Genomic DNA, 15,351 nt, shown 5'->3' with positions numbered 1-15,351 from the left:
GTTCTGATGAGCGGCCCGTGAGGCTTAGTGCATTACTGCGGTAAAACTGAAAGCGACAATCATCAGCAAAGCGCAAACGGTTGTCAGTATTGAAAACTTCAGATCGGTATCCATCACTACTCCTTAATACCCTTACAGTTTTTAACGTCATCGATTTTCCCATACTTGTCGGTAAAAATCTCGTTTTCTGTGCTGAGGCTTGTTAGAATTCTTTTTTTGTTGCGCAACCCCCGGCAGACTGCGTGCCGTGTGCGCAACGACGGGTTGAAATACCCTTTTTTCCTTCCTGACGTCTCCGGAATCCACCGCAAAAAGTGCCCCCAGACGCCCGGTTTTTGCGTATCAAGGCAAACGTTTAACAATATGCTTATCAGTGAGTTAAGATAAGCGCAGGAGTAGCTAGTTAATGGCAACAATAAAAGATGTGGCTAAACGTGCAGGGGTATCCACCACCACTGTCTCCCACGTCATCAATAAAACCCGCTTTGTCGCTGAAGAGACGCGGGAAGCCGTATGGGCCGCAATCAAAGAATTGCATTATTCTCCCAGCGCTGTCGCCCGCAGCCTGAAGGTTAACCATACCAAAACCATTGGCCTGCTGGCCACTTCCAGCGAAGCGCCCTATTTTGCCGAGATCATCGAAGCAGTGGAGAACTGCTGCTTTGATCAGGGTTATACCCTGATCCTGGGCAATGCCCACAACGATCTACAAAAGCAGCAGGCGTATCTGTCGATGATGGCGCAAAAGCGCGTCGATGGTCTGCTGGTGATGTGCTCGGAATATCCGGAACCGCTGATCGCTATGCTGGAAAACAATCGCAATATCCCAATGGTGGTAATGGACTGGGGCGAATCACGCGGCGATTTCACCGATACCGTGCTGGATAATGCCTTTGAAGGAGGCTATATGGCGGGCCGCTATCTGATTGACCGCGGTCACCGTGATATCGGGGTGATCCCGGGACAAATGGAACGTAATACTGGCGGTGGCCGCCATGCCGGTTTTCTGAAAGCACTTTCCGAAGCGGGAATTTCAGTTCGGGATGAGTGGCTGGTACAGGGAGATTTCGAACCGGAGTCTGGCTACCGTGCCATGCAGCAGATTCTGTCTCAGAAGCAGCGCCCCACGGCGGTCTTCTGCGGCGGCGATGTGATGGCCATGGGGGCCATCTGCGCGGCGGATGAGATGGGCCTGCGTGTACCGCAGGATATTTCGGTGATCGGTTATGATAACGTGCGCAATGCCCGCTATTTCACCCCGGCGCTGACCACGGTTCACCAGCCTAAACAACAGCTGGGCGAAACTGCCTTTGCAATGCTGCTCGACCGCATTACCAGCAAGCGCGAAGAGCCACAAACCATTGAAGTGCATCCCAACCTGATCGAACGCCGCTCGGTGGCAGACGGTCCGTTTGTCGATTACCGCCGCTAGACGTTAAGGGCGGAATGAATTCCACCCTTACAATCGTGCAGATTTCAGCTGAGGGGAGAATTTATTCGCCCCTCAGGTTTCTTCCCGCAGCCACTCACTGTTCATCGTGCCGGTTTCCCCCAGATACTCCAGCAGCCAGCTCAGTGCTGGTGAAGCCTGCTGCTCCGCCCAGCTGACGCAGCACGGGCTGTCCGGAAATACTGACTCAAGCGCCAGCTCAACCAGTTCTCCATTCTGCAAAAATGGCCGGGCAAAATGCCCCGGTACCATTCCAACACACAGCCCGGCCAGCAGACAGTCAAACGCACTTTCCCAGTCCGGCACCACCAGCCTGCGCTGATTATCCAGCGTCCACGTAGTCCGTTTGGGTAAAGCACGGGAGGTATCTTCCAGCACCAGCGAGGGCCAGTCGCCAATCTCCTCATCGCTGATCTCCTCCTCCAGCTGAGCAAGTGGATGATCGGCCTTCACCACACAGCGCCAGTTCAGCATCCCCATATCGCGGAAGGCGAAGCGCCCCCCCACCGGGATAGCCTGCGTTGCGCCGATTGCCACATCCACCCGCCCGTCGGCCAGTGCATCCCAGACGCCGTTAAACACTTCCGACGTCAGATGCAGCTCCATATCAGGAAAATGGCGGTAAAAATCTACCACCAGCTGGCGGCTCCTCGCCGGTTTAACAATGCGATCGACAGCGATATTGATCTGCCCCCGCCAGCCATTAGCGACCTGCTGACACTGACGCCGGGTGGAAAGCATTTTTTTGATAACACTACGCCCTTCCTGACTAAAAAGCCGTCCGGCATCCGTCAGCACCACATCGCGGTGACGCCGCTCAAACAGAGGAACAGCCAGCCACTCTTCCAGTTGACGGATGGTATAGCTGATAGCAGAAGGAACGCGGTGCAGCTCTGCCGCCGCCGCGGTGAAACTGCCGGTGCGCGCCACGGCATCAACCACTTCAAGGGAATGTTCTGACCACATAATCTGCCTGCAATTTTTTTGAACGCAACCTGCAAATATTACCGTTTCACAAGCGCTTTGCCACTCAATTACACTGCGCAGCGTTTCATTCACCTGATAAAGAGCAACAGAATGCCATCTAAGGGATTTATTATTTACCTCGCGCTGCTCAGCGTTGCAGGTTTTCTCGCCACTGATATGTACCTGCCAGCTTTTGGTGCGATGCAGCAAGATTTGCAGACTGAAGCCGGAAAAATCAGTGCCAGTCTGAGTCTGTTCCTGGCCGGATTTGCCAGCGCCCAGTTGATGTGGGGACCACTCTCTGACCGGATTGGTCGTAAGCCCGTTCTGCTGATGGGGCTCGGTCTGTTCGCCGTCAGCTGTGGCGCAATGTGGTGGGTTGACTCTACCGTGACCCTGCTGACGCTGCGCTTCCTTCAGGCTGTAGGGATTTGCGCCGCCGCGGTGACCTGGCAGGCACTGGTTATTGATCGCTATCCTGCCGCCCAGGCTAACCGCGTATTTGCCACTATCATGCCGCTGGTCGCCCTTTCTCCTGCCCTGGCTCCTCTGCTCGGTGCCTGGCTGCTGAATCACTTTACCTGGCGGGCGATCTTTATCGCTCTGTTACTGGTTGCGGTCTGCCTGCTGATTTGCACTCTGTTTCTGGCCACGCCTGGCAGGCAGGCCAAATCAGATAAAAGCGAGAAAACCAGCTTCTCCACTCTGCTGAAATCACCGTTGTACAGCGGTAACGTACTGATCTACGCCGCCTGCTCTGCCAGTTTCTTCGCCTGGCTGACCGGCTCGCCGTTTATTCTGGGTGCACTGGGCATGTCACCAGCCGATATCGGTCTGAGCTATGTCCCTCAGACGCTGGCTTTCCTGATTGGGGGTTATGGTTGTCGCACGTTACTGAAGCACTCTGAAGGCACTTTACTGCTTCCCTGGCTGCTGGTTATTTATACCCTGAGCATCGTGGCATTTTTCATCGCCGCGCAGATGGAAGAGCCTTCGGTAACGGCTTTACTGTTGCCATTTTGTGGCATGGCGTTAGCAAATGGTGCGGTTTATCCGGTGGTGGTGGCCAGTGCCTTACTGCCTTTCCCCCAGGCCAGCGGCAAGGCTGCCGCCCTGCAGAATACGCTCCAGCTGGGGCTTTGCTGTGCTGCCAGCCTGGTGATCTCCACCTTTATCAGCACCCCGTTACTGACCACCTCAGTGGTGATGCTGGCGACTGTTTTTCTGGCGATCATCGGCTATATTTTACAGCGGGCAAAGGCACAGGTGATGGCGCTTTCTACCGCACACAATGACCATTAAGGGCCTGATTTTATATAGTTAGCAACCTAACAATAAACAATTGAATTGTGCCTGGCGTGAGCATATACTCATTTCCAGCAGTTAAAAAAAACAAATTTGTAGCATTTTTTCGAGTCATGACAGGGTGGTCAGGGCAGGTTTCTGCGTCATCCTCACAAGCACTCTGCAAGTTTCAAATCAATCCTCTGTAGCGCCGGATATTTGCGAGGTTACTCCGTGCGTTTTCTCACAATCCTGTAGAAATTGACTATTCTATTTCTCAGGTTTCAATCACACAGGGTGATGGAGAAGCTATGAGTTCATCGTGTATAGAAGAAGTGAATCTGGGAGAGAATCAGTGGTACCGAATCGTCCAGGAAATGTTGCGCAATGCAGATATTGAAATCAACGGCACCCGACCGTGGGATATCCAGGTAAATAACACCGAGTTTTTTAAGCGCGTTCTGCAGGAAGGCTCACTGGGACTGGGTGAAAGTTATATGGATGGCTGGTGGGAATGCGAGCGGCTGGATACTTTTTTTCATCGCGTGTTGCAGGCAAAACTGGATCAGCAACTTCCCCACCATTTCAAAGATACCCTTCGCGTTGCGGCAGCCCGCCTGACTAATCTTCAGTCACGTAAACGTGCCTGGATAGTGGGTAAAGAGCATTATGACCTGGGTAACGATCTTTTCACCCTGATGCTCGATCCGCATATGCAGTACTCCTGTGGCTACTGGAAAGAAGCCGAAACGCTTGATCAGGCACAGAATGCTAAATTAAAAATGATCTGCGAAAAACTTCAGCTGGAACCGGGTATGTCTCTGTTGGATATAGGCTGTGGCTGGGGTGGACTGGCGGAATACGCCGCGCGCAATTATGGCGTCAGCGTATTTGGCGTGACTATTTCAGCCGAGCAGCAAAAATTGGCACAACAACGTTGTGAAGGACTGGATGTCACAATTTTGCTGCAGGACTACCGCGATCTGAATCAGCAATATGACCGGATAGTTTCAGTAGGGATGTTTGAACACGTCGGGCCGAAAAATTACGCCACTTATTTCGATGTGGTTAACCGCAACCTTAAGGCGGATGGCATTTTCCTGCTGCACACTATCGGGGCCAATAAGACCAACGATAATGTCGATCCCTGGATCAATAAATACATCTTCCCCAACGGCTGCCTGCCTTCCGTCCAGCATATTGCTGAAGCGCATGAACCTTATTTTGTGATGGAAGACTGGCATAACTTTGGCGCGGATTATGACACCACATTGTTGGCCTGGTATGAACGCTTTATCGCAGCATGGCCGCAGCTGGCAGAGAATTATGGCGACCGCTTCAAACGCATGTTCACCTACTATCTGAACGCCTGCGCCGGAGCCTTCCGCGCACGTGATATTCAGCTGTGGCAGGTGGTCTTCACTCACGGTAAAGAGGGTGGACTGCGCGTGCCGCACTGATCGCCAGTGGCGCAAATAAAAAGGGCCGGTAATTTCAACATTACCGGCCCTTTTTCATCATTTACTCTGATTCAGTTTCTGCCGCCGCCGCTGCCAGTAATGCCGCTTCACGCTGAGCCAGAACGCGCTCTACAGTTTCCACAATTGCCTGAGTGTGCGGATCAATTTCAATATTCACTTTGTGACCCAGACGTTTATTACCCAGAGTGGTTCTCGCCAGGGTTTCCGGGATCAGGTGCACGCAGAATCTGGTTTTGGTGACTTCGCCCACGGTCAGACTGATGCCGTCAATGCCAATAAACCCTTTATGAAGGATATATTTCATCTGTTCTGCGTCCTGCGGTTTGAACCAGATTTCCCGGTTATTCTCTGAGGTCAGAATTTTACTGATTTCGGCGGTGGTCATAATATGGCCCGACATCAGATGGCCGCCAATTTCATCGCTGAACTTCGCCGCACGCTCAACGTTAATTTTATCCCCCACCTGCAGATCGCCGAGGTTAGTAATACGCAGCGTCTCTTTAACCAGGTCAAAACTCACCTGGTCGCCATTCACTTCCGTCACCGTCAGGCAGCAGCCATTGTGAGAAACAGAGGCTCCGAGTTCCAGGCCGGGTAACATTTCCGCAGGCAAACGAACAATATGCGTGCGAAAGTTAGGTTTCTCTTCAATTGCCAGCACCTCAGCGGTGCCCTGCACAATACCGGTAAACATAGTTGTGGCCTCATTAATATTATCCTTGCCCTAGTTTGCCCTGGGCAGGGGATAAAACCAAATGGTGGCGCACAATCCTGCATGGCACAAAGAGCTATTCTTTCCGCCGGAGATTGGCTTATTGCACTGCGAACATTACACTATGCCGCCTGCCCTGCTGTTTATTTGCAAAGTCAGCGTTTTTTGACATCGCAGTGCTCTCCCCTACAGTGAAAATAATAAGGTGTATTCGTGCAGAAGTACCTGACAGAAGCGCGTCAACTTTTAGCGCTGGCAATCCCGGTTATTCTTGCGCAGGTTGCGCAAACCGCCATGGGATTTGTTGATACCATTATGGCCGGATCGGTCAGCGCCACCGATATGGCGGCGGTTGCCGTGGGCACCTCTATCTGGCTGCCGACCATTCTGTTCGGCCATGGCCTGCTGCTGTCGCTGACGCCTGTGGTCGCCCAGTATAACGGTTCAGGACGCCGTGACCGCGTGGCTTACCAGGTTCGTCAGGGCTACTGGCTGGCAGCCTTTGCCGCCATTCTGGTAATGGTGGTGCTGTATAACGCCGGCTTTATGATCCGCGCCATGCACGATATCGATCCGTCCCTTGCTGATAAGGCGGTGGGTTATCTGCACGCACTGTTGTGGGGTGCGCCAGGGTATCTGTTCTTCCAGGTCGCCCGTAATCAGTGTGAAGGCCTGTCAAAAACTAAACCCGGTATGGTAATGGGATTTCTCGGCCTGCTGGTCAACATTCCGGTCAACTACATCTTCATCTATGGCCATTTCGGCATGCCTGCTCTGGGTGGAGTGGGCTGTGGCGTGGCGACTGCTTCGGTATACTGGGTGATGTTTATCGCCATGAAATACTGGGTCGGCCGCGCCCGCTCTATGCGTGATATTCGCCTGACGGCAAGCTTCAGCAAACCCGATGTCAGCGCGCTCTGGCGCCTGTTTAAACTGGGCCTGCCGGTTGCGCTGGCACTGTTCTTTGAAGTGACACTGTTTGCAGTTGTTGCACTGCTGGTTTCCCCAATGGGCATCGTGAAAGTGGCCGGGCACCAGATTGCCCTGAACTTCAGCTCACTAATGTTTGTCCTGCCGCTGTCACTTGGCGTTGCCACGACTATTCGCGTCGGGTTCCGTCTTGGGCAGGGATCGGTTGAGGGCGCGCGAGTTGCTTCATGGACCGCGCAGGGTGTGGGTATGACCATGGCATTGCTGACCGCCCTGTTCACCATCACCTTCCGGCAGCAAATTGCGCTGTTGTATACCGATAACCCTGAAGTGGTCACGCTGGCAGCTCAACTGATGCTGCTGGCCGCAATCTATCAGTTCTCGGATTCCATTCAGGTTATCGGTAGCGGCATCCTGCGTGGCTACAAGGATACGCGGTCAATATTCTTTATAACCTTTGTCGCCTACTGGATCCTTGGCCTGCCCAGTGGCTATATCCTGGCGCTGACGGACTGGGTGGTACCGGCGATGGGTCCGGCCGGTTTCTGGATTGGTTTTATTATTGGTCTCACCTCTTCTGCGGTGATGATGGTATGGCGGATGCGCCGGATGCAAAGGCAACCGGCAGAGCTGATTATGGCGCGTGCAGCACGCTAATTTTACGGTGATTTTCTCATTTCCGTGCCTAAAATTGCTGCGCTTCGCACAGATGCGCAGCAGTCGCACTGAAAAAAGCGGATTTCCGCTTGCCAGCCGGTAAGGCTGTCGTTAATATTCGTCCCCGCTGTCAACATGACATCAATCAGTGCGTTCTTAGCTCAGTTGGTTAGAGCACCACCTTGACATGGTGGGGGTCGGAGGTTCGAGTCCTCTAGAACGCACCATCCTTCCCCCTGTTCACCTTTTTTGTTCTCTGTTCTTAACCGCGCTTAAAATGATGCATCATAGCCTTCTGTAACGAACACAGAGGGACGGACTGATGCGACTGCCCCTGATGGATAAACAGCTCCACCTGAAGCGCGCTGATGTGTCCAACTTGCAACAACGAAGCCAGTTCCCTGACCCCATCGACCATGCGACGTTGCCAACGATGTTCGACAAGATACTGACGAGTATCAGCAGGCAGAGACAGCTCCCACTCTTCAAGCGACTGCTCATGTTCGCCTACGGAAAGAAACAAGACCCGTTCAGGGGGCACGGACCTGATTGCACTCTGCTGGATAAAACGTTGTGCTGATTTAACTATGTAGCTGCCGTTCCACCACACGGAGGGACTCGAAGCATAATAATGCCGGAAACTCTCTGCCTGGGTGAACAGCGTGTTGAGGGTAAACAGTCCCCCATAGGAGTGCCCGAATAAGGCCTCTCTGTGGTTGTCGATGGGTAACATGTTGCGGATCATCGGCTTCAGTTCGTGCCGGATAAATGCCAGAAATGCTTCAGCACACCCTTCTCCTCCGGCAGGATAAACTCCTCCACGGGGGTCCGGTTCCGGAATCAATTCAGCGACATAAGGCCGATAATCTCGGTCCCTTCGGGTCTCCTCAGGATAATCAATTGCAACAATAACTCCGGGGACCATGCAGCAGCGTGGTCTGCCCAACGTGCGCATTAACGTCGCTGCAACTGGAAAATGGTGAGCACCATCCAGGATGTAGATAACCGGCCAGCCATCATTTGGAGGGGCGCCATCAGGCCAGCAAATCGTCACGCGATAATCACCGCATGCAGATGAAGTGATCATTTCCTCCCTGACGGAGTGCAGATGCTCCATAGTTTCCTCATCAGACATTAAACGCTTTTTCAGAGACCCAGTCGCCCGACCCAGGCGGAAAAGGTGGCATCTTTAGCCATCTCAATGAAACCCACCTTTATTCCCCGCGAATTCAGCTGGGCAACCAGGGCCATCAGGTCAACGGAATTCAGACCATAGTCGAACAAGTTTTCATGATCCCCAAAGGGGCCGTCTGACATATCGAGTTTTTCAGTGAGGAACCCTTTCAGTTCATCCGCCGTGAAAGCAGGAAGTCCGGTATGCATATTCATTATCGCTGTCCTTAAGTTAATGGGATTAAGCTGACGGAGATGACCGCAACAAGTCCTCTAACAGAGTTTTCATGGCACCAGAGCGGCTCAGTTCATTCATCAGCAGATCGTGATCCCCCTCAAATTGATGGCAATGCAGTCTTTCAGGGATCAATTCCCGCCACTCATCACCCGGAGCAGAAAAACCGTAGTAATAGACCTGTCCGGAAATGGAAAGCGGCTGGAGTTCGGGCTGATGATCGGATCCCCGGTTGAAGCTGAACCGCAACGCGGGCAGTAACTGTTTCTTCGTCATCAACCGCAGGGGGCCTTTCTGCATAAGTTCAGAGGCAACAGCCTCCAGTTGCTCCTCCTCATCCAGTGCGCTTATCTTGCCAAGATATTCACTGCCGAACCTCTCTCTCACCATCGTATGCAGTGGATTCGCCATTTTTGCAACGTGCTGTGGAGGGCGGCAGTCCAGCATTCCCAGATAGCTGACCTCCAGCCCCTGATCACTAAGTAACCTGGCGACCAGATAAGCTATATTGCCGCCCAGCGAATAACCTGTCAGATAATATGGCCCCTCCTCCTGTTCGTGACGGATTGCGCGGGTATAGAGCTTTGCCAGATCGTGAAGGGTCCGGTATTCCGTTGCGTCTCCTGTTACAAAGGGAGCCTGAAACGCCCACAGGTCGAAATACTGACTGACCTTTTCCGCCAGCAACCTGTAACAGTCAACGTGGCCGGTCCAGGGATGGAAGGCCCAAAGTTTTCGACTGCGCTGGTTGTTTTGCAGCTTCACCACCAGTTCCAGCTCCGGCAAGGCGTGCTGAACGTCTGTACCCGCCTGCAGCCAGGCCTGATATAACTGATGTATCGTCCGGTTTTCAAGTAGCAGCCGGGGGGCTATGGATAATCCCTGACTGACCAGACGCGCATGCACGGAAAATAAATTCAGTGAGCTGCCGCCCAGTGCGTAGAAGTCCTGATGAACTCCGACGCTCTGCAGTGAAAGTTCTTTTTGCCATGTCTCTGCAACCAGCCTCTCAAAATCCGTTCTTTCAGCCTGGCAGGCAGAGCTGTCGTGACTGGCTTCTGATTTCGGCAGGCGTTTTTCGTCGATTTTTCCGCTGGGAGTCAGCGGGAACTCATCCAGAATAACGATCTGGTTTGGCAGCATATATTGCGGGAGTCGCTGCTGTAAGTACGCCCCGACATGCCGGACTGACGTCCCTGAACCCGCCTCCAGCTGAACATAAAGCATCAGGCGTCCATTCCCTTCAGGCCACATGACCGCGCGGGTTTCTTTCACCCCTGGGACCGCCTGACTGCAATCGCGAATTTCATTGAGATCGACACGATAGCCGCGGAATTTCACCTGGCGATCAATGCGCCCGATATAAACAATTTCCCCCTGGAGGTTCTGCCTTACCCTGTCACCCGTTTTATAAGCTCGCAGGGTTTCCTCACCCAACGCCAGCCTGACAAAACTTTCCTGTGTCATCTCAGCACTGTTAATGTAGCCGCTGGAAAGTGTCGGTCCGGCAAGATAGAGTTCCCCTGCGCTTCCCTGCCTGACCGGGCGCTGCGCATCATCAAGGATCAGGCAGCTAAGCCCTGCAAGCGGTAATCCAATCGAGCGCAGATCCGATGTCTCCGGATCAAACCCTTCGCCAGCCAGTACTTTCCAGGTAAAAACAATTGTCCCTTCCGTTGGGCCATAGGTATTGATCAAGCGGACACGCTCGCCCATCAATGCTTTCCACTGTGATAAGCGCTGCTGAGAAAGGGCTTCACCGCCAACAATCAGGGTCTTCACCGCAGACGGCCAGGCCACCGGTTGTTCGCTCAGTGAAAGTGTGAGGGTGTGCCAGAACGTCGTCGGCAAATCCAGTATGGTAATAGCATGTTTAGTGATGAAAGTGAGAAAGGCATCAAGCGAACCGCCCATCTCTTCCGTTCGCGGGACAACGCAGGCTCCCCGACAAAGAGGAATGAATATCTCTTCCAGGCATGCATCAAACGTTAAGGCTGAAAACTGCAGGACTTTGTCTTCAGCCTGAATGTTGTAAGCCTTGCCAGCCGCCTCCACAAACCAGCTGAGCGCCTGATGAGGAATAGCCACCCCTTTTGGCTTGCCCGTTGAACCGGAAGTGAAAATGATAAAGCTGGTCATCTCTGGTTGAATAGCTCGCGGTTTAACGCCCGGTTGCGGAAGACTGCCCAGCAATACCGGGGCAAACAGAGGCTCAACACCCAGTGCGCAGCGTTCGTCTTCAGATCCGGTGACGACGACATAGCACGCCTTACACTCGGTCATTGCCTGCGCCAGCCGGTCGTCTGGAAATGAGGTATCCAGTACGAAACAGCTCGCTCCGGCGGCCAGGATACCCAACATGATCATAATCGTCTCGGTTCTGTCGGGCAGGCAGACTGCCACGACTTTTTCCGGCTGAACGCCATATCCGGTGAGCTCAAGAGCAATACTGTCAAACCTGCTGACCAGCTGCGAATAGCTCAGGCTGGCGTTATCCGACTCCAGCGCAATAGCTTGCGGCGTGAGCGTAGCCTGTCGTCGGATGCGGGAGATAACATCCTGCCAGACAAAATTCCCCGGTTCGCTGCTTTTTATAACGTGATCAGCTAACTTAAACCATGAGTGCTGAGCGAGGCTGCTCATACTGGCCTTTGGATGCGTCAGGCAAAACGCGCACCAGTCCGTCAGCTCTGCACTGATGGCCTGTAACTCCTCAGGCTGGTAGCTGGCGGGGTTGGCATCGATATGAATATGCAAATCGCTGTCATCAGCGTGGCTGGCAGGAACGACACGAAGCGCGCAGTCATCCACCGGGCCGCCATAAACATTTTCAACCACTCCAGCCACACCGTGCAGATCCAGCTCGTCATAAAAGGGCAGAACATTCACTACCGGCCCAAAAAGCGGTTCGTCATCAGCTCTCAGACGCAGCAGCTGCATGCCGCGAAACTGACTGTGCGGCTTGATTTTATCAATTTCCTGACGAGCTTTCCGCGCCAATGATAAAAGGTCATCATCAGGCAATACGGGCAGACTTAATGGCAGGATGTTGACCATCATCCCCGGTAATTTAAATAACGCGCCTTCGTTACGATTCATGAAAGGCAGTCCCAGCACAATGCCGCTCTTCTGCGTTTTCCATGACAGATAACTGGCAAAAACCGCCAGCCAGACGTCAACCCAGCAAACCCCCGCCTCTTCTGCCAGCACTTTCATTCTGACAAATTGCCCGGCAGGGAGGATCGCTACGTTGCGGTTCACGGTATCATTCACTTCACCACAAACAGGACTGAGGCGAGGCGGCGAATCCAGCTGTTGACAATAATCCTGCCAGAAACGCTCGTCCTGCTTAAATTGGGGAGATTCTTTGTACTTCTGCTCTTTTTTGACCAGATAGTCCAGCCCGGTAAACGCAGGCACCGCGGTATTTTTACCCTGCATCATCAGGGAATAGGTCATGGAAATCTCACGCAGTACCATGGCCACACCGTATCCATCCAGCGCGATATGGTGTGTACGCTGATACCAGCGATATTCCTGAGTAGCCAGCTGAATTAAGGCTACGCAGTATAACGATCCTTTTTGCAAATTAACGGGCTGTTTGATGTCATGTTTTATCCAGCGCTGAAGGCTGTGTTCAGGGTTTTTATCCTCAGTAAAGTCCAGGAATTGATAATTGATCCTCTCCCTGTCAGACAGTATTTGCAGCAGTTCACCGTTCTGTAATTCGTACTGACAATTAAGCGCTTCAATCTGCTTCATGACCTGGTTCACCGCTTTTTCAAAGCAGTCCGCAGAGATTTCCCCTTTGATCCTGACGCACTCCGCCGTGTTATATCGAGGGCTGAATTCAATGACCTGCTGCGCGATCCAGATTTCTTTTTGCCCTTCGGTAAGCGGCAACTTCCTGTTATGACTTAACGCCATGTACTGACTCCTTATCGTTATCGATTACAAAAAGTTGCCTGGTGATTGGCGGAGAAATAAACCGAACTCTCTCTTCAGAAATGGGTATTCAGGCTGACATAATAAGTTCTGCCTGGCTCGTTATAGGTCGCAGCGCCTGCGCCATATACCGTGCTGGTCACGCCCCCTGACGTATTCGATACCGACTGGGCGCTACCCGCTCTGAACTGTCTTTTATCAAAGAGGTTATCCACCCCAACGGTCATGCTGGCATATTTATTGATGTCGTAGGTTCCGCTCAGCCCTATCACCGCATAAGGCGAAACTTCATGTCTGTCCACGCCCGAAGTGGGTTCACCCTTATAATTATATTTTTTTGGCTTCTGGCGGCCGTACCAGGCCATCTCAGCCTGTAATGAAAGGTCCTCTGTCGCCTGCAAGCTGACTGAAGAGTTCAACGTGAACTGAGGCGTAATGGATAAATAGTCTCCGGACGTTTTATTTTCAGACTTCAGCATCCAGGTGAGGTTATTGTTCCATTTGATTTTATCGCTAACGGGAAAATTCAGTGTTCCTTCCAGTCCCTCTACCAGTGATTTATCCACGTTTTCCCATTGAAGGATCCTTGAGTTCAGCGTGGAAGTTGACCCTACGGCATGCGTACCGGATTCAATTTTATTGCGGTAATCATTGCGAAACCAGGTTACACCCGCCTGAAAATCATCACGGTGAAACTCAACACCGATCTCTTTATTGATGCTGGTTTCCGCTTTTAAATTTTTGTTCCCCATCAGATAACAGCCATTCGTTCCCGCCACGCTGCAGCCATTTCCCCGGCTGTAGAGAAGATAATCCGGATTCAACTGATAAAGGTTTGGGGCTTTATAAGCCCGGGCGATCCCCAGCTTCAGGGTGAAGTCGTCACCCATCTCTTGCGAAACATTGAGTGATGGGCTCCAGTTATTCCCTGCCTGGCTGTGATGATTGAACCGTAACCCGGGGGTGACCATCATACTGCTGGTGACTTCGACATTATCCTCGGCGAAAACAGAGGCAATTTGAGCCGACATACTCTCACTTCGTTGACCAGTGGGATATCCCGGGATCGCTCCGCCCTGCTGGCTTTGTTTTGTCGAGGAAGGATCCGTCATTTTCTGACCAGACCACTCCATCCCCAGGGTAGCGGTCTGATCAAACCCAACGTTGAAGGGAATATTAATTTCGCTATGCCCGGTAAAAGCATCGAGCGTGATGGTGGTAAAATTATCGCCCTGTGGACGGCCAGCAGGCCCACCAGCCAGGGCTTCAGAGATACGTGTATTATGGGTGTTTTCATATTGCAGCCAGGATAAAACATTGAGCCCGCTCTCCCAATATCCCCGATGCGTCAGCGTATAGTTATGCCGATACATCCGGTTGGTTTCCTGACCATATTTAGAAATGGAATCAATGCTACTGTTATTGTTTTCCGTATCACCGGCATAGATATTCCCCTGACGACTGAACCCCGCCTCCAACTCCAGCGTCTGATGGGGCATAAATGTCCAACGCAGCAGGCTGTTGATGTCCTTGTTGCGCACACCTTCCCGCCCGGCAGGAATATTGGTGGCCAGTGGGCTGAGCTGATGCCCTGCATTAATATCCACTGCATCCGCCTGCGTTTTATTGATATTGCCATACAGACGAAAACTCAGATTATCCGTCAGCCCGCCCATCAGGCTGAAATCTGTTCGTTTTGTCGCGCCTTCGGATTTATGCTCGGGGAAGTTCATGTAAGCATTCAGGCTGCCGTGCAGTTCATCTGTAGGTTGTCTGGTAATAATATTTATCACGCCGCCTGCAGCACCATTCCCGTAGAGTGCCGCCGCAGGACCGCGCAATACTTCAATTCGCTCGATCATCTCAGCGGGTACCCAATTGGTGTCTCCACGGGTATCCCGTTCTCCACGCCAGCCGTAGCGAACGGCAGAGCGGCTCGATATTGGCTTACCATCGACCAGGATAAGCGTATTTTCCGGCCCCATTCCCCGCAGATCGATCTGACGGTTATTGCCTCTGGAACCACTGTTAGAGTTTCCGGTGAGATTCACTCCAGGCATAGTTCGTATTAAATCCGCCAGATCGTTTGCTGGTGGATGCTTCCTGATATCTTCTGCGGTGATCACTGAAACACCAGGAGCCTGCCTCACCTGCTCCATTGCCGTGACGATAAGCGTGTCATTCTCATCATCCTTTACAGTCTGTTTTTCCGATTTTTCAGCACCCCGCACCGCCACGGTTTCCTCTACCGTCTCTGCCCCGGTGGTGGTTGAAAGCAAAGAAACACTTAATCCACACAGCGTTACTGCGAAATAGCGCGAAACTTTCCATTTCCCTGTCATTTTTCTGCCCTGAGTTTCTGACTGATCCAGATAATTCACTATTTGATAATGATTATCAATTCGATTTAAGTCAATACCAGCTCAGGAGGCAAAACCTTGATGCAGATCAACAACAGAGGGATTTAGTGGTGGCAAGAGGCAGTAATGTGAGTGGCTTCTCAGATTTTATTTTGCGC

Annotated in this window: 11 protein-coding genes and 1 tRNA gene; 5 read left to right on the top strand and 7 right to left on the bottom strand. The window is 52.3% G+C overall.

Features of this window, described 5'->3' with window-relative positions; genetic code table 11:
• Positions 1–24 precede the first annotated feature (24 nt).
• Entirely contained in the window at positions 25–114 is a 90-nt protein-coding gene (locus tag GSQ70_RS26410) for a YnhF family membrane protein (protein ID WP_158782942.1), read from the bottom strand.
• A gap of 292 nt (positions 115–406) precedes the next feature.
• On the opposite strand from GSQ70_RS26410, the gene purR reads away from it, so the two are divergent.
• Positions 407–1,432, top strand: coding sequence for an HTH-type transcriptional repressor PurR (purR, locus tag GSQ70_RS13060; protein ID WP_158782941.1), 1,026 nt, complete (start codon positions 407–409; stop codon positions 1,430–1,432).
• Positions 1,433–1,504: 72 nt separating this feature from the next.
• On the opposite strand, the gene punR is transcribed toward purR, so the two are convergent.
• Positions 1,505–2,416 carry a DNA-binding transcriptional activator PunR gene (punR, locus tag GSQ70_RS13055; RefSeq protein ID WP_158782940.1) on the bottom strand — a complete coding sequence of 304 codons (912 nt, stop codon included), beginning with the start codon at positions 2,414–2,416 and terminating at the stop codon, positions 1,505–1,507.
• Between the two features lie 111 nt (positions 2,417–2,527).
• Here punR and punC point away from each other — a divergent pair, with 111 nt between their 5' ends.
• Complete coding sequence (gene punC / locus GSQ70_RS13050; RefSeq protein ID WP_158782939.1) at positions 2,528–3,718, top strand: purine nucleoside transporter PunC; 1,191 nt, start codon at positions 2,528–2,530, stop codon at positions 3,716–3,718.
• A gap of 293 nt (positions 3,719–4,011) precedes the next feature.
• A complete protein-coding gene (gene cfa / locus GSQ70_RS13045) occupies positions 4,012–5,160 on the top strand; it encodes a cyclopropane fatty acyl phospholipid synthase (RefSeq protein WP_158782938.1) in 1,149 nt (382 codons plus the stop codon).
• 61 nt (positions 5,161–5,221) lie between these two features.
• On the opposite strand, the gene GSQ70_RS13040 is transcribed toward cfa, so the two are convergent.
• Entirely contained in the window at positions 5,222–5,875 is a 654-nt protein-coding gene (locus GSQ70_RS13040; RefSeq protein WP_158782937.1) for a riboflavin synthase subunit alpha, read from the bottom strand.
• A gap of 231 nt (positions 5,876–6,106) precedes the next feature.
• On the opposite strand from GSQ70_RS13040, the gene GSQ70_RS13035 reads away from it, so the two are divergent.
• Together GSQ70_RS13035 and GSQ70_RS13030 are read left to right on the top strand one after the other, a co-directional pair.
• On the top strand, positions 6,107–7,480 hold the full coding sequence (locus GSQ70_RS13035) for an MATE family efflux transporter (protein WP_158782936.1): 1,374 nt from the start codon (positions 6,107–6,109) through the stop codon (positions 7,478–7,480).
• Positions 7,481–7,630: 150 nt separating this feature from the next.
• Positions 7,631–7,707 (top strand) — tRNA-Val (locus tag GSQ70_RS13030).
• Positions 7,708–7,742: 35 nt separating this feature from the next.
• On the opposite strand, the gene GSQ70_RS13025 is transcribed toward GSQ70_RS13030, so the two are convergent.
• From GSQ70_RS13025 to GSQ70_RS13010, 4 genes are all read right to left on the bottom strand, one after another.
• Positions 7,743–8,615, bottom strand: a complete 873-nt coding sequence (locus GSQ70_RS13025; RefSeq protein WP_233268304.1) for an alpha/beta hydrolase — start codon at positions 8,613–8,615, stop codon at positions 7,743–7,745.
• An 11-nt stretch (positions 8,616–8,626) separates the two neighbouring features.
• Positions 8,627–8,869, bottom strand: a complete 243-nt coding sequence (locus GSQ70_RS13020; protein ID WP_158782935.1) for a phosphopantetheine-binding protein — start codon at positions 8,867–8,869, stop codon at positions 8,627–8,629.
• Positions 8,870–8,894: 25 nt separating this feature from the next.
• Positions 8,895–12,815, bottom strand: coding sequence for a non-ribosomal peptide synthetase (locus tag GSQ70_RS13015; protein WP_158782934.1), 3,921 nt, complete (start codon positions 12,813–12,815; stop codon positions 8,895–8,897).
• A 74-nt stretch (positions 12,816–12,889) separates the two neighbouring features.
• Positions 12,890–15,175, bottom strand: coding sequence for a TonB-dependent siderophore receptor (locus tag GSQ70_RS13010; RefSeq protein ID WP_158782933.1), 2,286 nt, complete (start codon positions 15,173–15,175; stop codon positions 12,890–12,892).
• Positions 15,176–15,351 lie beyond the last annotated feature (176 nt).

The sequence above is a fragment of the Pantoea sp. BAV 3049 genome (assembly GCF_009765445.1).
Taxonomy (GTDB): Bacteria; Pseudomonadota; Gammaproteobacteria; order Enterobacterales; family Enterobacteriaceae; genus Erwinia.
Note: the sequence above shows the minus strand (reverse complement) of the source record. Positions and strands in the feature narration are given on the sequence as shown.

What these genes read in the sequence shown, in the direction of transcription:
- GSQ70_RS26410 (WP_158782942.1), bottom strand. Translation starts at nt 114, where the DNA reads ATGGATACCGATCTGAAGTTTTCAATACTGACAACCGTTTGCGCTTTG.
- purR (WP_158782941.1), top strand. Translation starts at nt 407, where the DNA reads ATGGCAACAATAAAAGATGTGGCTAAACGTGCAGGGGTATCCACCACC.
- punR (WP_158782940.1), bottom strand. Translation starts at nt 2,416, where the DNA reads ATGTGGTCAGAACATTCCCTTGAAGTGGTTGATGCCGTGGCGCGCACC.
- punC (WP_158782939.1), top strand. Translation starts at nt 2,528, where the DNA reads ATGCCATCTAAGGGATTTATTATTTACCTCGCGCTGCTCAGCGTTGCA.
- cfa (WP_158782938.1), top strand. Translation starts at nt 4,012, where the DNA reads ATGAGTTCATCGTGTATAGAAGAAGTGAATCTGGGAGAGAATCAGTGG.
- GSQ70_RS13040 (WP_158782937.1), bottom strand. Translation starts at nt 5,875, where the DNA reads ATGTTTACCGGTATTGTGCAGGGCACCGCTGAGGTGCTGGCAATTGAA.
- GSQ70_RS13025 (WP_233268304.1), bottom strand. Translation starts at nt 8,615, where the DNA reads ATGTCTGATGAGGAAACTATGGAGCATCTGCACTCCGTCAGGGAGGAA.
- GSQ70_RS13020 (WP_158782935.1), bottom strand. Translation starts at nt 8,869, where the DNA reads ATGAATATGCATACCGGACTTCCTGCTTTCACGGCGGATGAACTGAAA.
- GSQ70_RS13015 (WP_158782934.1), bottom strand. Translation starts at nt 12,815, where the DNA reads ATGGCGTTAAGTCATAACAGGAAGTTGCCGCTTACCGAAGGGCAAAAA.
- GSQ70_RS13010 (WP_158782933.1), bottom strand. Translation starts at nt 15,175, where the DNA reads ATGACAGGGAAATGGAAAGTTTCGCGCTATTTCGCAGTAACGCTGTGT.